We start from the raw sequence: 18,550 nt of genomic DNA on the forward strand, positions 1-18,550 counted from the left end.
AGCCCGAGTTGAAAGATCGTAAAGATGCCAAGATTGTTTCTCCTATCCGAGAAGCACAGGCAAAGATGACCAGGGATCGGATAGTGGAGGCAGCCTTCCAGGCGTTCTCAGTTAAAGGCTATCAGGCGACGTCAGCCACGGAGATTGCTTCCGCTGCAGGCGCTAGCAGAGCAACTTTCTACCTGCATTTCGCTACAAAGGCTGAGATCATTCTTGATGTCATCGACCGGAACCAGCCGGAGCTGTTCCAGCGCTACATCTTCCTGGCGGCGCAGTGCTGCGAGACGGAAGAAGACATTTGCAACTGGTTGATCGGAACCATTGAGCGTTGGAAGAGTGAAGAACTTCACTATCAGGCCATGGAGCAAGCCGTCGCTTCTGAGCCGAAAGTTGCCCAACGCTGGATGGATAGCATCACTGAAGCCGCAGCCTTGGTCACTCGTCAGCTGTGCCCCACCTCCAGCGCGGAGTGTTTGAAGGATAACCACCTGGCCGTCCTGGCGCTCATGATCCAATTCGAAAGGGTGATGTTTTTCACCGTTGTCGGCGGTCTGCTCGACGCCAAATCTTTTTGTCGCGTCCTTGCGACACAGTGGTGGGCAGTCCTCTCTCGCATCCGCGGCTGATTTTTCCTGATAAACCCATGAGATCTGCTACCGATTATCGACGAGGGGAAATTTTCCTTAAAATAGACACATGTCTAGTCACTAGTCTGTTGACAATCGAATTGCCTTGGCAGACCATGAATTCAATCCCTAAACAACTCCAACCAGAGGATTGATCATGTTCCAAAGGAACGCGTGGTACGTCGCCTGTACCCCTGATGAGCTGGCAAAAAAACCGCTAGGTAGGCAAATCTGCGGGAAAAAGATGGTGTTCTTCCGTGGCGCTGACAACCTCGTATGCGCTTTGGAAGACTTCTGCCCTCATCGGGGAGCCCCCCTCTCTCTCGGTTATGTCGAGAACGGCAATCTCGTATGCGGTTATCACGGCCTCGCCATGGGTTGCGACGGTCACACCGCTTCCATGCCAGGGCAGCGGGTCGGTGGTTTCCCTTGCATCCAGAAGTTCGCTGCGGTTGAACGATATGGCTTTATCTGGGTTTGGCCGGGCGATCAGTCATTGGCGAATCCCGACGAGATCCATCATCTTGAATGGGCGCAAAATCCTGAATGGGCCTACGGTGGTGGTCTCTATCATATTGCCTGCGACTATCGACTCATGATCGATAACCTCATGGATTTGACCCATGAGACTTACGTTCACGCCTCCAGCATCGGCCAGAAGGAAATCGATGAAGTACCTTGCAAGACGTCCGTGAATGGCGATGAGGTTGTGACCGAGCGCCACATGCAAGGCATCATCGCGCCGCCGTTCTGGAAGATGGCGTTACGGGGTAATGATCTGGATGAAAATTCCATGGTTGATCGTTGGCAGATCTGCCGATTCACTCCGCCAAGTCATGTTCTTATCGAAGTCGGCGTTGCGCTTGAGGGAAAAGGCGGTGTGCTCGCCTTACCTGAACACAAAGCCTCGTCCATCGTTGTTGATTTCATCACTCCGGAAACTGAGACTTCTATCTGGTACTTCTGGGGCATGGCACGTAACTTCAAGCCAGGTGATCAAGAGCTGACAGATATCATCCGTGATGGCCAAGGGAAAATTTTCGCGGAGGATCTCGATATGCTCGAGCAGCAGCAGAAAAATCTTTTGCTTTATCCTGACCGTGCTCTTTTGAAGCTAAATATTGACTCCGGTGGCGTTCAATCACGGCGGGTGATTGACCGGCTTCTCGTCAAAGAAATAGCTCCAAGTAACTAAAGTACTTCGTCAAATCGTATTCGTATTTGTCTACTGCTCTTAGACGAGTACCACAAAATCTTAGGAGATCTGGCCGTGATAAGTGTCAAGGTTGCCGATCGAAAGTGCGAAGCACAAAATATTTATAGTTTTGAACTGGTTTCAGCAACTGGCGATGCGTTGCCGCCTTTTAGCGCAGGCTCGCATATTGATGTTCATCTTCCGAATGGATTGATTCGGCAATATTCCTTATATAATAACGCCCAAGTGGACCATAGCTACAAAATTGCTGTTTTGTTGGCATCTGAGGGGCGCGGTGGTTCCGCAGCGATGCACCAATTGCAGATTGGTCAAGTACTGAATATCAGCCAGCCACGAAACTTGTTCCCTTTGAGTCATGAATCTGAAAAGACTCTGTTGTTCGCGGGTGGTATTGGTATTACCCCCATTCTATGCATGGCCGAGCGACTGGCTCAGACAGGTGCTGAATTCGAATTACACTATTATAGTCGCTCTTGGGAACATGCTGCATTTGCCGAAACACTCAAAGACTGCTCTTTCGCCAATCGTGTCAATATTTATTTCGACTCCGATCCTGGCACTAAGCCAGACCTTGCGTCTCTGTTGACCGACCACAGTTCTGCTGAACACCTTTTCGTTTGCGGGCCCACCGGCTTCATGAACTACGTCCTGGATACCGCACGCAAGGAAGGGTGGGCAGAAAACCAGCTGCATCGCGAATATTTTGCGAATGAGGCCGGTGATGCCGAACTCAATCAGCCTTTTGAAATCACGATTGCCAGCACGCAACAAGTTTTAAATGTACCTGCTGAGCGCAGTATCTTGCAGGTGTTGATGGCAAACGACATCGAGATTCCTTATTCCTGCGAGCAGGGCGTGTGCGGTACTTGTCTGGTGAGAGTGCTGGAAGGCACCCCTGATCATCGTGATCTTTACCTTTCGGCGAGCGAAAGAAGTGCCAATGATCAGATGTTGACTTGCTGTTCCAGAGCCCATGGGAAAAGTCTGGTACTGGATATTTGATCTGTTCAAAGACGCAAAGAACACCATGGGTCGCTTGAAGAGTTAAGGGTTTAAACTATTTGTCCGATGAGTGTCTGTCTGCAAAACAATTGTGGGCGGCTGTGCCTTAATACAATAGCTATAGAGGTTTATATGAAGCTTGAAGGAAAAATCGCCTTTGTTACGGGCGCTGCGTCTGGTATCGGCGCTGCTACCGTCGACCTGTTTGTTGCACAAGGGGCTACGGTCATAGCCGCTGATCTGTCCATCAAGAAATTAACTGACAGATTCCAAAGTCCGCAAATCGAATGTGTAGAGCTGGATGTCAGTGATAGTCAGCGAGTTAATGCTGTGTTTTCAGAAGTAAATGAAAAACATGGGGCATTAGACATTTTGATCAACGCTGCTGGAATTAATGCGCCGACAAAGGAGGCTAATGACAAATTGGTAAATGCCAATATTCGTGCGTTTGAAGCGGCAGGTCGAGGTGAGCGATTTCTTCCCGCGTTTCTTGAAGATACGACTGATGAAGAATTCGCTAAAGTCCTGGCTGTCAACCTTGCCGGTACTTTTTATTGCTTGAGAGCAGCAGCGCCACTCATGAAAAAAGCCGGTGGTGGGGCTGTGGTGAACATTTCGAGCGTGGCAGCCCTGGTCGGCGTTCCCATGCCACTTTATTACCCGGCGTCCAAGGCCGCCGTCCTTGGCATGACGCGCTCAGCTGCCGGCGAGTTGGCTCCCTACAACATTCGAGTCAATGCCGTAGCTCCAGGGGCCGTCGATACCCCTCTGCTAAGCGCACAACCTCCAGAAATCATGGAAAAGATTATCGCGATGCAGCCTATCCCAAGAGCAGCACAACCCTCCGAGATCGCTCAGACGCTGTTGTTTCTCGCCAGTGAAGATGGAGCGTATTACACGGGGCAAACACTCTGCCCGTCCGGCGGTATTTATATGTAATCCAACTTTTCGATAGGAATTTCCATATGTCAAATAATAATAAGTTTTTTGATTCTGCAGCGCTTAAACGTTTGGATGATGCCATCAAAAAAGACATCGACGCCAATCTGTATGACGGCGTTAATATCATCGTGGCACGCCACGGGCAGGTTGGTTATGAAGCCTCAATCGGTTGGGCTGACAAAGAAAACAAGCGACCGGCCTCACCAGATGATATTTATCGGGTTTTTTCGCTTACCAAAGCGTTTACCAATGTCATGGTGCTGCAGGCCATCGATAGAGGAATGTTGTCGCTAACCACTAAAGTCGTTGATCTGATTCCAGAATTTTATGGTCGAGATCGCTTCAGAAGCGGACGCAAAGATAAGATAAGCCTTGGGCATTTGCTGACTCATCGTGCTGGCCTGGTTCCAACACCTTGCCCGCTCCCCTATGACCAACTAGGCGATATGAATGCTGTGGTTGATGCGATTTGTCAACTGGATGTGACCGGTGAACCGGGAGTCACGCTCAATTATTCGCCCACGTTGAACCACGTATTAATGGCCGAAATGGTACGGCGCGCTTATGGCGTTGACAGATTCAAAGATCTTCTTCAGATACACCTCTTCGACGCTTTGGGAATGTCCAGCAGCGCTTTGGGCGCACCTGATGCGTGGAGTGAACGTTACGTTCCGATTAAAGCGAAGTTCCCTGATGGTGGATGGCTTTCAGTAGCAGATATCGAGGTAATGAACGAGATCATCAACAGCCAATCCGAGATGCCCTGGGTTGGAGCGGTATCAACCGCGAAAGATGTATTCCGGTTTGCTGAAATGCTGCGCTGCGCAGCGAAAGGAGTTGAAGGCTCCATCATCAGCTCCGCGATGATGGATGTCGCAACGACCAACCAGACTGGCGACCAGCCTAGCGACCTGTATAAAGCGCTAGCGGAAGGAAGAGGCTGGCAGGTGCCTCCTGCAAACTTCGGCCTTGGTTTTGCGCTCTCGGGGTCAGGTCTTTATCCGTCGTACTTCGGGCCTGCTACCAGTCCCCGCACCTTCGGGAATTATGGGGCTGGCTCGACACTTTTCTGGGTGGATCCTGCACGAGACGTCACGTTCGTCTGCCTTAGCGCAGGGGTTATGGAAGAAAGTGAGAACCTTCTGAGATTTCAGCGGCTTTCAACACTGGCGATCGCCGCAGCCATTTGATCCCTCACACCAGATTTCCTAGCAAGGCAGGAACACCACTATGAGTCGTTGCCCTTTTAATCACTCCGCCCCGGCAGAGTTCGACCTGTTCAGCAATTTCTATCTGAATGATCCTGCAGCAGTGTTCCAGAACACCAGGGAAAATACCCCGGTATTCTGGTATGAGCCCATTGGTGCATGGATCATTACCCGCCGCGCGGATGTTGATGCCGCCCTGATGGATTGGGAGCTGTGGTCATGCAAGTCCAACGGTGCATTCATTGAGATCCCAGCAGACTACTCCTCTATTGTCAGCCCCGAGCTGATGAGCGAGATCATGATCGGCATGGATCCACCTAAGCATACAGGTGCCCGAAAGGTAGCTCAGAAGGGCTTTCTCAAACCCAATATTGCCAAACTTGCGCCTGAAATCGAGGCGCGCGCCAACAGGATTCTCGACAAGCTGGCACCTGCAGGCGCCGCAGAGTTCATGGAAAGCTATTGCCTTGAGTTGACTACTCAAACGCTCATGGCCCTTCTGGCGCTCCCACCAGAAGATGAAGGTTTCATCCGTCAACTGCGGGACGATCATTTCCGCGTTCTGGCTAGTGGTCGCGAACCTATCCCGGAACCGGAATTCTCAACCCTCTGGCATCGGTATGCAGCGGCACAGATTTATCTGCGCAAGCTGGTAAAGGATCGTCGAGAGAGTAAGGAGAGCGACATCATTGCCATAATGGCTAGCGCACGAGAGCCGGATGGATCGTATTCGCTTTCTGAAGAGCGAATCGCGATGCACTTGACCGAGTTTGCTGCTGCGGGCACAGACACAACTGCCCAAGCGATGGCCAACGGCATTGTATTTCTGTCTCAGCATCCTGAACAACTGGAGGACGCATTGAATGATCCAGACCTGTGGCCGAAAGTGTTTGAAGAGACGGTTCGGCGGCGACCTTCAGCTCCGTTTTCTTCACGCGTCGCCACTAGGGACACCGAGGTGGCAGGGGTAGAAATCAAAAAAGGGGACTTCGTTTGGCTCGCGTTGGTCAGCGCCAACACTGACCCCTCCGGCGTGGCCGACCCAATGTCTTTCAATATCCATCGCGAAGTGCTCGATGAGCAGAGCCACTATGCATTCACCAAAGGACGCCATACTTGCCTAGGCGCTCCCCTAGGTCGTCTCCAGGGGACTATTGGCTTGCGTGTCGCCTTCGAGCGACTGAAGTCACTTCGTGTCACCCCAGACCAGGCTCTTGATTTCCTGCCTCTGGCCTTGCTACCCATTCGCCGTTCCATCCAAGTTCAATGGAAACCTTAGTGGTCAAGCTGTAACACTTGAATAGATTGGTCCAGTAGGCGCCGGATTCCAAAACTATGCACATGGAGTCTGACGCCCTGTACCGATTTAAGAATAAGTATACCGACAAAAATAATAGCTGGAGTAACGTATGAAGGGTATCGAGCGTGCATGTAATATTATTGTGGCAGCAGCGTTAATAACTCTTCCATTCAATGCAAATGCTGCGGAATCTATATCCCCTGCAGGACCAATTGGGGGGACTGATATCAGATCGGCATTACTGCCTCCGCCGGGAAACTACGTGGCAGCGGTCGCGGGTGGGATGAACATAGATAAGTGGTACACCTCCAACGGAGACTCAATGTCTGCCGATGGGCATGTGTATTTTGCCGGCACGGGTTTGTTACATGTATACGATCAGCCCTTTCTGTCAGGGACTATAGCCTCAACTCTCTATCTAGGGGCCCTGCGCACCTGTTTCGGTATCTCATCGGTATCTTGTGCATCAGGCATGCAGGACATTTACTCTGACGTCTTTGCCTGGAGCAAGTTTAATCCTTCGAAACAGTTTTCTCCCAATAGCCCTATACCCTTTGGAACAGCATATTGGGTCGGGCTTGGCTTAAATATTCCTACCGGCAATTACAAGAAGGATCGATCGCTAAACGTAGGGTCTAATTTTTACACCATTTCGCCAAACGTGGGCATTACACATACCATGTCTAGCATATTTCCCAAGGGGCTGGGGGAAGCTACTGAGCTGAGCGCAAGGCTGTTCTTCAACTATTATACTGAGAATCGTGATACTGATTACCATTCTGGTTATGTTGTGAGCTTGGACTTTGCAGGCACTCAACGAAGTGGCCCTTGGCAATATGGCATAACCGGCACCACATATAAGCAACTAAATGATGACGCGCTGAATGGCGCCCAAGTTGAAAATGGAGGCAGTCGTGCCGCATTATTCAATGTTGGCCCGTTGTTGGCTTATGACTTCACTGTCGACGGAAAGCCATACAACCTGATGGCCAAATTCCTCGCTTCAACATGGGGAGAAAGTACCACAGGTGTGAGTGGCCTAACTCTGCGTTTGGCAACCAAGTTTTAGGAAGCTATCAATGGGTAAGTCATGTCTAGATTCACACGGTAGATTACAGATCTTTCGACTCGGTTTTTAGTTATCAGTCAAGCAAGGGTGCTCATGGGTTAATGATTAAGGAGACGCTGCATAAATAACCAACCGCCCCCAACCCTTGGCACACTACACACCTTCAGCCAACCATCCTCTTCGTGAGCCTCGTTACCCGACATGCAGAAGACCTTCTCCGAACTCGAATACGCCGGCAAGAAAAAGCGAACGCGCCGTGATCGTTTCCTGACTGATATCGAGCAGTTGGTGCCCTGGGCGCAGTTGGAGGCGCAGGTGGCGCCGTTCTACGGCGACACCACAGGCAGGCGCGGGCGCCCCGCGATTGGGTTGTCGCGCATGCTGCGCATGTATGTCGTGCAGCAGTGTTTCGGTTTCTCCGATGAAGGTACCGAAGATGCTGTCTACGACAGCCAGGCCATTCGTGGCTTTATGGGCATCGATCTGGGCCGAGAGTCGGCACCGGACGCCACTACCTTGCTGCGTTTTCGCCGTTTGCTGGAAACCCATCAGCTGACACGGGTGCTGTTTGAAACGATCAACCAGCATCTGGCCAATCGTGGTCTGTTGCTCAAGGAAGGCACCATTGTCGATGCCACCCTGATCGCCGCACCGCCCTCGGTCAAGAACCGAGAAGGCAAGCGCGACCCTGAGATGCATCAGGCCAAAAAAGGCAATCAGTGGCACTTCGGGATGAAGGCCCACGTTGGCGTCGACGCCACGTCGGGGCTGGTGCACAGCCTGGTGGGGACGGCGGCCAACGTGGCCGATGTCACCCAGGTCGACAAGCTGCTACACGGTGCCGAAACCTATGTCTCGGGAGATGCTGGATACACCGGTGCGGACAAGCGAGCGGAGCATGCTGAACGGGACGTTATCTGGTCGATTGCAGCACGGCCAAGCAGCTACCAGCATCACGGCAAAGACAGCGTGCTGTACAGGGCCAAGCGCAAGATCGAATACGCCAAGGCGCAACTGCGTGCCAAGGTAGAGCATCCGTTCCAAGTGATCAAAGTGCGCTTCAATCATCGCAAGGTGCGTTACCGCGGGCTGGAAAAGAACACCGCGCAGTTGTTTAGTCTGTTCGGGTTGGCCAATCTGATGCTGGCCAAGCGGTATTTCCAGCGCATGGCGGGATAAATCCGTCTGAAAGGCGGGGTTGGCCCGCTAATTAGCAAAATGGGGCCTGAAATCGGCCCCAGAAACGTGGAATAAGACCGGTAGGGCGAAAAAACCGGTTTGAAAATGGGGCTCGGTATGAATCGGTGATTTGTTCAGCGTCTCCCTAAGGTTTTGCTGCGGCCGTGCCTCGCGCTCACTTATCAAAAATCATGTAACACGGAATGGCTAGTTGTATGACTTCTGCATCGAACCCACTGGCAATGTCAGTGACTATCGACACCCGGCGCTCCACACGCTTTCGCCACTGGCGGGCGGCGCTGGTCCTGCTGCCTTTGTTATGTGTATTGGCGCTGTTTTCACTGGCACCGACAGCCTGGCTGCTGATCAACAGCGTGCAGGTTGATGGCGCATGGTCGCTGGCGAATTTCAGTGAAATCCTGCATTCCCCGTTTTACCGACAGGCCTTTGGCAACAGCCTCTGGGTTTCCGTTTGCTCCAGCCTGATTGGATTAGCCATCGCGCTGGTGGCCGCCGCCTCGTTGAAACGGGTGGATTGCGTGCTCCGCGACATGACGGTGGCATTCACCAATATGGCCAGCAATCTAAGTGGGGTGTCATTGGCATTCGCCTTCATTATCGTGATGGGAACCAATGGCGCCGTGACCTTGCTCTTGCGGCGATGGGGTTTGCTGGCTGACTTCAATTTATACACGCAGACTGGACTGACGCTGATTTACAGCTATTTCCAGATACCGCTAGCGGTGCTGTTGCTCTACCCAGCCTTTGATGCACTGCAAGACGATTGGCAAGAGGCTGCCTCTTTGCTGGGTGCCAGTCGTGCCAGTTACTGGCGCCTGGTTGCATTGCCAGTACTGATGCCGGCTGTACTCGGCACGTTCATATTGTTGTTGGCTAATGCCATGGGGGCGTATGCCAGTGCGTATGCACTGATGACCTCCAACTACAACCTGGTCACCATCCGTATTTCCAGCCTGGTCGCTGGGGACATTTCTCTGGAACCGAATCTGGCGGCAGCACTGTCCGTGCTTCTGGTGGCGATGCTGGTGTTCGTGGCGATGGTCAACCAGTTCCTGATGAAGAGAAGCTACCATGCACACTAACCGTTATCACACGTTCGTGCTGTATGGCTTGATGGCCCTACTCAGTGTCCCTGTTCTGGCCACCCTGGTTTATTCATTTTCCCAGCACTGGGGTGCAACCATATTACCCGACGGACTGACGTTCGACTGGTACCTCAAGTTGTGGCAAGAGCCGCGTTTCTTGAGCGCATTTAGCCACTCACTGTTGATTGCACTGGGCACATTGGTCTTCAGCACAGTGGTCATCGTACCGGCTGCATTTGTCGTGTTTTATTATTTTCCGCACTTGGATCGTTGGATGAACATCCTGATCTTGATCCAGTTCGCGGTGCCGCCAGTGGTCTCGTCTGTGGGTTTGTTACAGATTTATGCAGACGGCCCGTTACCACTGATTGGTACGCCGTGGGTATTGATCGGGTGCTATTTCACTATTGTCTTGCCGTTCATGTACCGGGCACTCGCCAGTGGTCTGCAAGGGCTGAACGTGCGTGATCTGATGGATGCGGCGCATCTGCTAGGGGCAAGTACTCCCGCCGCTTTTTTGCGGGTGATCTTGCCGAACATCCGCAAGGGCCTGATGGCGGCGTTGTTTCTCTCGTTCTCTTTCCTGCTGGGCGAGTTTGTGTTCGCCAACATATTGGTGGGCAGCCGTTACGAAACCTTGAACGTCTATCTCTATTCTGTGCGCTCCACCAGTGGCCATTTCATGAGTGCCGTGGTGATGAGTTATTTCATATTTACGCTGGGCGTGACCTGGATGGCCACCCGCTTGAGTCGATAGGACGGTGCAATGAATTATCTTGAAGTCTCCAACGTGTCGAAGTACTTCGGAAAAGGCTCGGGCAAAACCCGCGTGTTTGACGACATTAATTTCAATATCAAAGAAGGTGAACTGGTGACCCTGCTCGGCCCCAGTGGCTGTGGCAAGTCGACCTTGTTGCGCTGCATCGCCGGTTTAACTGAAGTCGATAGTGGCCAGATCCAAGTGGCGGGAAATAACATTACCCACTGTGCTCCGCAAAAACGTGGCATCGGCATGGTATTCCAGAGTTATGCGCTGTTTCCGAATCTGACAGTCATGGGCAATATTGCCTTCGGCCTGAAAATGCAGGGCGTCTCTGTCGATGAAACCTTCCAACGGGTAACCGAAGCGGTGCGCCTGGTTGAATTGCAGGGGCACGAGAACAAATTCGTGAGTCAGCTCTCTGGCGGCCAGCGTCAGCGTGTCGCCCTGGCGCGGGCATTGGTGGTGCGGCCACGTATCCTGTTGCTGGATGAACCGCTGTCGGCACTGGATGCGCGCATCCGCAAGAACCTGCAGGAGGAGATCAGACGGATTCAGTCTCAGCTGAAACTGACGACTATCTTCGTGACCCACGATCAGGAGGAAGCGCTGATGTTGTCCGACCGCATCATTGTCATGGATGGCGGTCGCATCGTGCAGGAAGGGAGTGCCGAGACAATCTACACCCGTCCCGCCAATGGTTTTGTAGCGCGCTTCATGGGCAGTTACAACCTGCTGGATGCCCGTCAGGCGGAACAACTACTTGGCCTGCGCATACAAGGACAACTGGCAATCCGGCCGGAAGCGATCCATGTGGCGCAAGCCGGCCGCAGCTATGGTCCACATCTGGGGGCACCGTGCCGCGCCACGGTCCGTCACCATCAACTGCTCGGCAACGTCATTCGTTACCACGTCGATGCGCAAGGCTGCTCGTTGATGGTCGATATGCTCAATCGCAGTTCAGAATCCTTGCTACCGGCAGGCGCGCAGCTCGATCTGTTGTTCAATCGTGAAGAACTGCAGGAGGTCGCATGACGGTTTTGGCTATTTTTGACATGGATGAGACCCTGATCGATTGCGATAGCTCCAGTCTCTGGCTGCGCTATCTGGTGCAACGCGGTGTGGCAGCAGCCGACATGCTGGTCACCGAGCAGGCGATGATGCAAGCCTATCATCTGGGCGAACTGTCCATGGCGCAGTACATGGACTTTACGCTCCAACCGTTGTCTGGGGTGGCCGTCAGCGAAGTGGAGCGATGGGCTGATGAGTTTGTCTCCAGCATCATTGCCACCCGCCTATATCCAGCCGGGCGTAGGCAAATTGAGTGGCATCGCCAACAGGGCAACAAGCTATTGATCATCTCTGCGACGGCTGACTTTATCGTCCGCCGTGTCGCGGCCATGTTGGGCGTGGACGAGGTGATCGCCATCGAGCTTGAACAGGTAGCAGGCAGTTTTACCGGCGCGACTAAAGGGGTACTCAGTTTTCGGGAAGGCAAGGTAGAGCGTTTGCAGGCGTGGCTGCAGTGCAATGGCAACAACTTGCAAGGCAGCTATGGCTACAGTGACTCGGTGAATGATTTGCCGCTATTGCATGCGGTTCAGCATGCGTGTGTTGTCAACCCCGCGCCAGCGCTGAAACAGGTGTCCGACCAGTATCAATGGCGACAGTATGACTGGCAGTTAGAGCAACCTGAGTACAGCGTTACGGGGCAGACCCAGGGGGCGACATGCCGTTAATCCAGTCGCGCTTCGATGCATTATCGCGCCACAAGGCAGCGGCTCGATAGCCTGCGTTTGTTCGCCCATGCTTACCCCCAGATAATGAAGTTGACCCATGGCACATACCGGCCGATTGACTTGCTGGATTTCGCCTATCGCCATGCGCTCGATGGCATCAGTATTCATCTATTGGATGGCGAAGAGCGCAGTCTCCAGCAGATGAGCGACGATCAGCTGCGCATTGTCAGCAAAAGGGCCGAGGCGCTGGGGTTGGACATCCATCTGGAAATCAGTAGTACCCAAAAGGCGGATGTGGATCGGGTGGTTGAGGTGGCGCAGGTGATGGGGGTGCAGAACATCCGTGTCTACTCACGCTATGGAGGACGGCTTTCCGAGGTTTTGGACACCATCGAATCGGACTTGCACTACCTCGCCAAACAAGCCGAACGGTATGACCTCTACATTGACTTTGAACAGCATGAAGAGCTGAAAAGCAGCGAGATTGTCACGCTGCTCGAGCGCATCAATCATCCGCGTCTGCACGCGCTGTTCGATTTCGGCAATATGATCAATGCTGGCGAACAACCGTTGACGGCTCTGAAAACCTTGGCTGCGCATGTCCGGCAAGTGCACATGAAAGGTGTGCGTGTCGTTCCCGAGGAAAATGGAGTCGGTCACTATGGCGTGTTGCAGGGCAGTGTCGAGGATGACTTGCCCAGTGCCCGTATGCTGTTCGAGCTGTTGATGCTCGGAGAGCATGAACCCCAGGTCATCGCCTTTATCCTGGAGCAGGAAAACCACTATATCGCACCCGCATTCCGTCAAGTGGACGAGTACGAAGACCCCGTTATTCCTTACCGACAGATGAGTCAAACCTCACTGCCTGAAGGTTTGACCTTGGAGCAGATGATGGCCGAGGAGGAACGTTGGGCAATTAACCAGATCGGTTATGTCCGCGGTCTGCTGCAAGAGTTCAGATGGCTGGCAGAGCTTGCACTTCAGCGGGAGGGTCCACCCGGAACACCGGGCCTCCTTTCTTCCTAACACCGACTCACAATTGTCCGCCGCTCTTGCTGCGCGAGATTCTGTCCTCGATGTGATGGCTATAGGCAGAGTCGGCAATTTCACGAAGGTCCATGGCTTGGTCGGCACTGACGATTCCTTCAGCAAGCATTTGATCTGCCATAACCCGTAGCTGCGCATGCCAAGTGTCCAGGTCTTCTCGGATGTCATTGAGCAGGCATTCCCACGATGCCAGGTGTCGTGCTTTTACGTTCTCAGTGTCGGTCATGGCGTTGCGCCTCACATTGGAGCTCAACAGTTTTGACCCCTCCGATCAGCATTGGTTGACGCGGATCAAGGCAAATGTGGATAGGTGTATCTACGCGATCCTGTTGGAAACAAGATAGCGATGTTCTTCAGCGGCTTATCTGGCATGGCGATACCGTTCATCCATTGGAAGGCACTCTGCCCTGGGGTTTGCTTCCAAATTGAAACATTGTCGAGGAGTGCCGCCATGCCTAGAGGCAGCAAAGACAAATACACCGACAAGCAGAAACGCAAGGCCCAGCACATCGAGGAAAGCTACGAAAAAAAAGGTACCTCCAAGGATGAAGCCGAAGCTCGTGCCTGGGCCACCGTCAACAAACAATCGGGCGGTGGAGAAAAGTCTGGCGGCTCAGGCGAGCATACGTCGAAAACCGAAAAACAAACCGCACGATCTGACTCGGCCAAGCGCGCGGCAAAAACCCGTGAAGGCCATTCGCGCACCTCGACAGCCTCTTTGGAAAGCCAGAGCAAGGAAAGCCTGATGAAAGAGGCCCGCAGCAAAGACATTCGCGGGCGTTCGACCATGACCAAGGCGCAGTTGGTCGAAGCCCTGCGCAAGCATCACTGAGTCGCCGCCGGTTCTGTTCAATGAGGTGAAAACATGAGCAAACACACACCACCGCACCACGGCTTTTCGGACGACCCTCAAAAAGTCAGCGAGGCGGGCCGCAAAGGCGACACGAAGGCCAATGTGGCCACCGATAAAGCCGAAAAAGAACGCATCGGCGGACAACATAGCCATGGCAGTAATCGCCGGGATAAAAAAGGGTGAGGGGCTTCAGTTCTTGAATTGCTGACGAGCCCTGGCCAGCAATTCAATCACCTCTTCATCGCTGGTTTGCTCGAAATCCTCATAGTGAATCCCCACGGCGTAAAAAGGTTCAGGGCTATGCAGGCAGACGAGCTCGTCAACCAGGGGGCGTAGGCTGGCGAGTGAGTCTCGCGCTCCCACGGGTGTGGCCAAACACAGGTGGGCCAGGTCAAGTTTTGCCAGCGCCATCAAGGCAACCTTGGCGGTATTGCCGGTTGCGATGCCGTCATCTACCAAGATCACAGTACGCCCGATGAGTTCAGGTGGCGGCCTGTCAGCGCAATACATCGCGCGTCGGCGCTCGATCTCCTGCAACTGACGATCCTTTTGCGTCTCGAACGATACACTGCACCGAAGTACACCACTTGTAGCAGTGCACTTTCACACTGGGCCGCGAGCTCTTCAAGGAGTTCATGAACGGTTGCGACTTGGAGTAGGCAGGCCTTGACGAAAGCCGGCTACTGGCTGCTTCTGCCGGTGATTTCAGCCAATTGAGGAACAGTGTGCTTCCCCAGTACGCAGCCACCAGCTGTCTCACGGGCTGAAGTCGCTGCGGGATAAGGCCAGGATTAAGGTTCTAGTGGCGCTCTGAGCGCCTGCTCACGACCTAAATCGGGAACAGGCACCTGGGCGCCGTTGTGGCACGAATGGTTGCACAAACAGCCCTCACTGCGACGAGCTCGCGATTGTCTTGGGCCGTGGGAGTATGTGCTGGGCCGTGCGCAGAGCCACGGCAACCGCAGTCAGCGTCGAGTTACAGGTGGCTGAGGTCGGCAGGACGCCGGTACCCACCATGAACAGGTTTTCGTGGTCGTGGGAGCGCCCGAACTGATCAACCACCGAGGTTTTAGGATCGCTGCCCATGCTTACTGTGCCGCAGATGTGCTGGTTGTTGGAGAAGGTGTCGTTGAAGCGCAGGTTGGTGCCACCCATGAGTACCGCGATTCGCTCGAAATGTACCCGCGATTCCGCCACACCCGCTTTGGTGTAGTCATCGATCTTGAAATGCACTTCGGGTTGGGGGATGCCCAGGAAGTCTTTCTTGTTGCTCAAGGTGACGCGGTTATCCGGGTGTGGCAACACCTCCGGCACGTTCTTCAGGCTCATTTCGTGGGCAGCGCTTAAACGCAGCCGTTTGTCGAACTCGGCCCCGAAGACCCCCGCCGTGATCAGCGACTGGGTGCTGCCTATTACCCGCGAGATGTTGGTGAAGTCCAGGCGGTAGCCCGCGCGTCGGCTGCGTTCCGGCCCGTCGCGGAAGGTCTGGATCGAGCTGACGCTCTGTGGTCCACGGCCGAGCCAGACTTCCTCGTCGGCGTCGAAGTCCAGCGAGGTGCTGGGGTGATCCATCAGGTTGCGGCCCACCATGTCGGAGCTGTTGGCCAGACCGGTGGGGTACTTGGGGCTGGCCGACAGCAGCAACAGCTTCGGACTTTCGATGCCGTTGGCGGCGAGGATAAAGGTCTTGCCGGTGACCCGGAAAGTCTTCTTGTTCGGATCGAAGTAATGGGCCGCCACGATGCGGCCGGTGTCGTCGTGTTCCAGTTTGTAGACCACAGCGTTGGGGGTCAGCAGGGCACCGGCATCTTCGGCCGCATCGGCGGCCAGCCCGCCGTGGTACTGAGCGTCGATCGGACAGAGGGGCTGGCAATTGTTCCTGCCGCAACAGGCGGGGCGACCGTCGAAGGGGACGCTGTTGCGTGCCTGGGTGTTGCCGACCACCTTGTAGACCGGATCGAGCCGCTCGCGCAGGCGGCGCATGGCAAAGGGTTCGGCCACCGGTTCGAGGGGGAAGGGCTTACTGCGTGGCGATTCGGGGTGCTCTGCCTCGGACGCGGCTACCCCCATGATTTCTTCCGCTTCCTGGTAGAAGGGATCAAGGTCCTGGTAGGTGAACGGCCAGTCGACGCCAACACCATAATTGTGGTGAATTGCCAGATCATTTGGCACCATTCGCCAAGCCATCGCCGACCAGTGCCAGGTAGTGCCGCCGACCACGCGCAGGTATTCGGCCCGGTAGAGATCAGGACCGGCCTGGACCAGATAGCCATTATCCACGGGTTGGAAGTCCGGATGCGGCGCCCAGGGCGAAAAGGGATAGGGCGCCTGGAAGTCTCTCTTGCGCGGTGAGTCGATGAATGCTTTGAAGATATCGTCGCGCTTGATGCGCGGGCCCGCCTCAAGGATCAGCACGGAGGCGCCTTGTTGCGCCAGCCGGCGGGCCAGTAGCGAGCCACAGATACCGGAACCGATCACGACATAATCGGCTGACAACGGTGGTTGTTCGGACATGGATTTCACCTCAAGAGAGTGGTGGCTCGGCCCAGACGCCGGGGTTACCCAGGCAGAAGCCCTGCGGTTTCAAGACATCCTCGACGATTTCCGCATTCAGGGCGTGTTCGTAGGCCACGGTAAGCGCATTGAAGCCGCTGCCGACCACGCCGAGGAACCATCCGCTGGCGATTTGGCGAGGCAGCGGCGCCAGCGCCGTGAACTCGGCGTCCAGGACTGCCTGCAATAGGTCGATATGAAGCCGACGCTCCTCAATCAACGCCAGCAGCGCCACAATCTTTGCAGGAAAATTAGGGTCATCGGCGGTGAGTTTCTCGAAGATGTCACCCTCCAGTCCGCCTCTGAGGGAGCGGCGGCCGGTAATGAGTTCGGAAACCGTTCGGAAGGCACCGCGTGCATCATTTGAGGCCGCTTGCACCACGCCCCAGGGGATCAGGGAGAGAGAGTAGAGGGTCAGTAGGCCGAGCAGCAGATCGCGCCGTTCGGGGTTGTTCGGGCCATGGCCGGCCCTTGCTTCGGTTTCATCTTGAGTCATGTTGATCACCTGCCCAACTTGGTTCTGACCGAAATGAGTCTAGGTACGGCCTGCCTGCGGGCAAGGTCGAACACCACTCGAGCAGATATGTGGTCGTGGTATTTTTTCCTACATTTGGGGAATCCGGTTGGGGAAAAATGAACGACAGCGGCGTGACGGCCTTCGATAACCGTCAGTTTGTCGAGGCGATACTCTGGGGTGCTCGAACTGGCCCTCTCTGGCGGATCTTCCTGCAACCTATGCTCACTCGCATATGTCGCTGATCTGAAGCACCTGATAACGTCACACCGCGATCTGGCTGAGTTCGATTAGTTATATAGGGCTAGTGGTCAGAGTGCGCTAAACGTTAATCACAAGACAGGGATTCGTTATGAGCCTTGCATTCGGTTTGGGTGGGTTTTTCTCAGGAAAAGAAGTGACGGCAACCATTGAGCAGTTAAACCTGCTTCGTTGGTTCTCTCTGATGAGCGTGCTCATTATCACCCTCGTTGCGCTTGGTTAGGCTTCATTGCTACCCGGTTTGTGGTCAATGAAAGCATTCAGCGTGATGCCATGCTGACGGCTCAATTCATCCAGGGCTTCGCATCAACAGAGGTCAGCCGTCACAACCTGGTTAAAAGAGAACCGTCGGATTGTGACGCGCTTCGATAAGCTTGCGAAAAGCTATGCCGCTATGGTCTCGCTGGCTTGTTCCATGCGCTGTCTGCGACATCTTTTTTCGTACAGAGCCTAGGCTCTTAGTTTTGCGTAGGGAACGAGCGGTGCCCACGCGGCCACCGTGAGGCCGGCTATGAAGAAGGCCAGACGGGTGGACTGCTGATGCTGTCGCATCGTACTTGTGCTTAGCATAAAGGAGGCTTCAGGTTCTCCACTTGATGTTGTCGATGGATCACTTCGAACAAGACCTTCGCCTGACGCCACTTGCTTCGAAGTCATCGGGCCGGCGGTTCATCCTCATACCCTCCGATCCATCATGGTTTTCGTTAATAACGTTAGTCTAAACAAGCATTTGTAACTTTAGCTCAGGTCAAACAGCGCGCAATTTGTAGACTGTAGCTAAGCTGATAGCGGATATTGCCTCTTTCTCTACGCCCTACGGAGCAAATAAATGAAAAAGCTGATGCTTTTGATCGCTGCCCTGACGGTAATCGGTCCGGCGTATGCGGCCGACAAGATGGAATTATGCGAAGTCAATTTGCAAAAACTTCATGACCTGAGAGTGTCCACCAGCAACATTAGTGAGTCTTTTCGCAATGAGGTCAAAGGGTTGCGAATTGATGCCCAAGACGCCCGAGACGAAAAAGATGCGGACAAATGCGTCACGCTAACGATGAAAGCGCTGCAAACTCTTCGGACCGCAGGCATAACACAGTAATAGCCCTTAAGGATTGATTCGCCGAGGGGGGATGGCGCGAGAGTTCCGCCATTCGTCCCAATTAGCGATCGAGAATACA

The 18,550-nt window shown here is 54.0% G+C and carries 18 protein-coding genes and 4 pseudogenes; 18 read left to right on the forward strand and 4 right to left on the reverse strand.

Features of this window, described 5'->3' with window-relative positions:
- The first annotated feature begins 8 nt into the window (after positions 1 to 8).
- From AC3IX4_RS10305 to AC3IX4_RS10365, 13 genes and pseudogenes are all read left to right on the forward strand, one after another.
- Positions 9 to 626, forward strand: coding sequence for a TetR/AcrR family transcriptional regulator (locus AC3IX4_RS10305; RefSeq protein ID WP_489260429.1), 618 nt, complete (start codon positions 9 to 11; stop codon positions 624 to 626).
- A gap of 157 nt (positions 627 to 783) precedes the next feature.
- Entirely contained in the window at positions 784 to 1,821 is a 1,038-nt protein-coding gene (locus AC3IX4_RS10310; protein ID WP_489260430.1) for a Rieske 2Fe-2S domain-containing protein, read from the forward strand.
- Positions 1,822 to 1,896: 75 nt separating this feature from the next.
- Positions 1,897 to 2,844, forward strand: a complete 948-nt coding sequence (locus AC3IX4_RS10315; RefSeq protein ID WP_489260431.1) for a PDR/VanB family oxidoreductase — start codon at positions 1,897 to 1,899, stop codon at positions 2,842 to 2,844.
- Positions 2,845 to 2,976: 132 nt separating this feature from the next.
- On the forward strand, positions 2,977 to 3,783 hold the full coding sequence (locus tag AC3IX4_RS10320; RefSeq protein WP_489260432.1) for an SDR family NAD(P)-dependent oxidoreductase: 807 nt from the start codon (positions 2,977 to 2,979) through the stop codon (positions 3,781 to 3,783).
- Between the two features lie 26 nt (positions 3,784 to 3,809).
- Complete coding sequence (locus tag AC3IX4_RS10325) at positions 3,810 to 4,976, forward strand: serine hydrolase domain-containing protein (RefSeq protein ID WP_489260433.1); 1,167 nt, start codon at positions 3,810 to 3,812, stop codon at positions 4,974 to 4,976.
- 40 nt (positions 4,977 to 5,016) lie between these two features.
- Entirely contained in the window at positions 5,017 to 6,273 is a 1,257-nt protein-coding gene (locus tag AC3IX4_RS10330; protein ID WP_489260434.1) for a cytochrome P450, read from the forward strand.
- Positions 6,274 to 6,403: 130 nt separating this feature from the next.
- On the forward strand, positions 6,404 to 7,363 hold the full coding sequence (locus AC3IX4_RS10335) for a SphA family protein (RefSeq protein ID WP_489260435.1): 960 nt from the start codon (positions 6,404 to 6,406) through the stop codon (positions 7,361 to 7,363).
- Positions 7,364 to 7,564: 201 nt separating this feature from the next.
- On the forward strand, positions 7,565 to 8,542 hold the full coding sequence (locus AC3IX4_RS10340; RefSeq protein ID WP_489256167.1) for an IS5 family transposase: 978 nt from the start codon (positions 7,565 to 7,567) through the stop codon (positions 8,540 to 8,542).
- A 215-nt stretch (positions 8,543 to 8,757) separates the two neighbouring features.
- A complete protein-coding gene (locus tag AC3IX4_RS10345; protein ID WP_489260436.1) occupies positions 8,758 to 9,645 on the forward strand; it encodes an ABC transporter permease in 888 nt (295 codons plus the stop codon).
- Complete coding sequence (locus AC3IX4_RS10350; RefSeq protein ID WP_489260437.1) at positions 9,635 to 10,405, forward strand: ABC transporter permease; 771 nt, start codon at positions 9,635 to 9,637, stop codon at positions 10,403 to 10,405. Before AC3IX4_RS10345 ends, AC3IX4_RS10350 begins: the two co-directional genes overlap by 11 nt.
- Before the next feature lie 9 nt (positions 10,406 to 10,414).
- Positions 10,415 to 11,443 carry an ABC transporter ATP-binding protein gene (locus AC3IX4_RS10355; protein ID WP_489260438.1) on the forward strand — a complete coding sequence of 343 codons (1,029 nt, stop codon included), beginning with the start codon at positions 10,415 to 10,417 and terminating at the stop codon, positions 11,441 to 11,443.
- Positions 11,440 to 12,147, forward strand: a complete 708-nt coding sequence (locus AC3IX4_RS10360; protein WP_489260439.1) for an HAD family hydrolase — start codon at positions 11,440 to 11,442, stop codon at positions 12,145 to 12,147. The genes AC3IX4_RS10355 and AC3IX4_RS10360 overlap by 4 nt, the downstream gene beginning before the upstream one ends.
- Before the next feature lie 36 nt (positions 12,148 to 12,183).
- Positions 12,184 to 13,173 (forward strand): annotated as a pseudogene (locus tag AC3IX4_RS10365) (sugar phosphate isomerase/epimerase family protein); the annotation flags it as partial.
- A gap of 7 nt (positions 13,174 to 13,180) precedes the next feature.
- Here AC3IX4_RS10365 and AC3IX4_RS10370 read toward each other — a convergent pair.
- On the reverse strand, positions 13,181 to 13,420 hold the full coding sequence (locus tag AC3IX4_RS10370) for a hypothetical protein (protein WP_489260440.1): 240 nt from the start codon (positions 13,418 to 13,420) through the stop codon (positions 13,181 to 13,183).
- A 225-nt stretch (positions 13,421 to 13,645) separates the two neighbouring features.
- On the opposite strand from AC3IX4_RS10370, the gene AC3IX4_RS10375 reads away from it, so the two are divergent.
- Entirely contained in the window at positions 13,646 to 14,026 is a 381-nt protein-coding gene (locus AC3IX4_RS10375; protein ID WP_489260441.1) for a termination factor Rho, read from the forward strand.
- Positions 14,027 to 14,059: 33 nt separating this feature from the next.
- Positions 14,060 to 14,230 (forward strand): KGG domain-containing protein, encoded by a 171-nt coding sequence (locus AC3IX4_RS10380; protein WP_489260442.1) that lies wholly within the window; start codon positions 14,060 to 14,062, stop codon positions 14,228 to 14,230.
- Between the two features lie 6 nt (positions 14,231 to 14,236).
- Here AC3IX4_RS10380 and AC3IX4_RS10385 read toward each other — a convergent pair.
- The 3 genes and pseudogenes from AC3IX4_RS10385 to AC3IX4_RS10395 all read right to left on the reverse strand — a co-directional run.
- Positions 14,237 to 14,590 (reverse strand): annotated as a pseudogene (locus tag AC3IX4_RS10385) (phosphoribosyltransferase); the annotation flags it as partial.
- Positions 14,591 to 14,935: 345 nt separating this feature from the next.
- Positions 14,936 to 16,561 (reverse strand): GMC family oxidoreductase, encoded by a 1,626-nt coding sequence (locus AC3IX4_RS10390; protein WP_489260443.1) that lies wholly within the window; start codon positions 16,559 to 16,561, stop codon positions 14,936 to 14,938.
- Positions 16,562 to 16,571: 10 nt separating this feature from the next.
- Positions 16,572 to 17,096, reverse strand: coding sequence for a sugar dehydrogenase complex small subunit (locus tag AC3IX4_RS10395; protein WP_489260444.1), 525 nt, complete (start codon positions 17,094 to 17,096; stop codon positions 16,572 to 16,574).
- 370 nt (positions 17,097 to 17,466) lie between these two features.
- Here AC3IX4_RS10395 and AC3IX4_RS10400 point away from each other — a divergent pair.
- From AC3IX4_RS10400 to AC3IX4_RS10410, 3 genes and pseudogenes are all read left to right on the forward strand, one after another.
- A pseudogene (locus AC3IX4_RS10400) lies at positions 17,467 to 17,705 on the forward strand (hypothetical protein); the annotation flags it as partial.
- Between the two features lies 1 nt (position 17,706).
- A pseudogene (locus AC3IX4_RS10405) lies at positions 17,707 to 17,829 on the forward strand (IS5/IS1182 family transposase); the annotation flags it as partial.
- A 375-nt stretch (positions 17,830 to 18,204) separates the two neighbouring features.
- A complete protein-coding gene (locus AC3IX4_RS10410) occupies positions 18,205 to 18,471 on the forward strand; it encodes a hypothetical protein (RefSeq protein WP_489260445.1) in 267 nt (88 codons plus the stop codon).
- Positions 18,472 to 18,550: the final 79 nt, after the last annotated feature.

Source organism: Pseudomonas sp. KH_021 (assembly GCF_057838865.1).

What these genes read in the sequence shown, in the direction of transcription:
- AC3IX4_RS10310 (WP_489260430.1), top strand. Translation starts at nt 784, where the DNA reads ATGTTCCAAAGGAACGCGTGGTACGTCGCCTGTACCCCTGATGAGCTG.
- AC3IX4_RS10370 (WP_489260440.1), bottom strand. Translation starts at nt 13,420, where the DNA reads ATGACCGACACTGAGAACGTAAAAGCACGACACCTGGCATCGTGGGAA.
- AC3IX4_RS10360 (WP_489260439.1), top strand. Translation starts at nt 11,440, where the DNA reads ATGACGGTTTTGGCTATTTTTGACATGGATGAGACCCTGATCGATTGC.
- AC3IX4_RS10350 (WP_489260437.1), top strand. Translation starts at nt 9,635, where the DNA reads ATGCACACTAACCGTTATCACACGTTCGTGCTGTATGGCTTGATGGCC.
- AC3IX4_RS10355 (WP_489260438.1), top strand. Translation starts at nt 10,415, where the DNA reads ATGAATTATCTTGAAGTCTCCAACGTGTCGAAGTACTTCGGAAAAGGC.
- AC3IX4_RS10395 (WP_489260444.1), bottom strand. Translation starts at nt 17,096, where the DNA reads ATGACTCAAGATGAAACCGAAGCAAGGGCCGGCCATGGCCCGAACAAC.
- AC3IX4_RS10380 (WP_489260442.1), top strand. Translation starts at nt 14,060, where the DNA reads ATGAGCAAACACACACCACCGCACCACGGCTTTTCGGACGACCCTCAA.
- AC3IX4_RS10320 (WP_489260432.1), top strand. Translation starts at nt 2,977, where the DNA reads ATGAAGCTTGAAGGAAAAATCGCCTTTGTTACGGGCGCTGCGTCTGGT.
- AC3IX4_RS10410 (WP_489260445.1), top strand. Translation starts at nt 18,205, where the DNA reads ATGAAAAAGCTGATGCTTTTGATCGCTGCCCTGACGGTAATCGGTCCG.
- AC3IX4_RS10340 (WP_489256167.1), top strand. Translation starts at nt 7,565, where the DNA reads ATGCAGAAGACCTTCTCCGAACTCGAATACGCCGGCAAGAAAAAGCGA.
- AC3IX4_RS10375 (WP_489260441.1), top strand. Translation starts at nt 13,646, where the DNA reads ATGCCTAGAGGCAGCAAAGACAAATACACCGACAAGCAGAAACGCAAG.
- AC3IX4_RS10330 (WP_489260434.1), top strand. Translation starts at nt 5,017, where the DNA reads ATGAGTCGTTGCCCTTTTAATCACTCCGCCCCGGCAGAGTTCGACCTG.
- AC3IX4_RS10325 (WP_489260433.1), top strand. Translation starts at nt 3,810, where the DNA reads ATGTCAAATAATAATAAGTTTTTTGATTCTGCAGCGCTTAAACGTTTG.
- AC3IX4_RS10335 (WP_489260435.1), top strand. Translation starts at nt 6,404, where the DNA reads ATGAAGGGTATCGAGCGTGCATGTAATATTATTGTGGCAGCAGCGTTA.
- AC3IX4_RS10345 (WP_489260436.1), top strand. Translation starts at nt 8,758, where the DNA reads ATGACTTCTGCATCGAACCCACTGGCAATGTCAGTGACTATCGACACC.
- AC3IX4_RS10390 (WP_489260443.1), bottom strand. Translation starts at nt 16,561, where the DNA reads ATGTCCGAACAACCACCGTTGTCAGCCGATTATGTCGTGATCGGTTCC.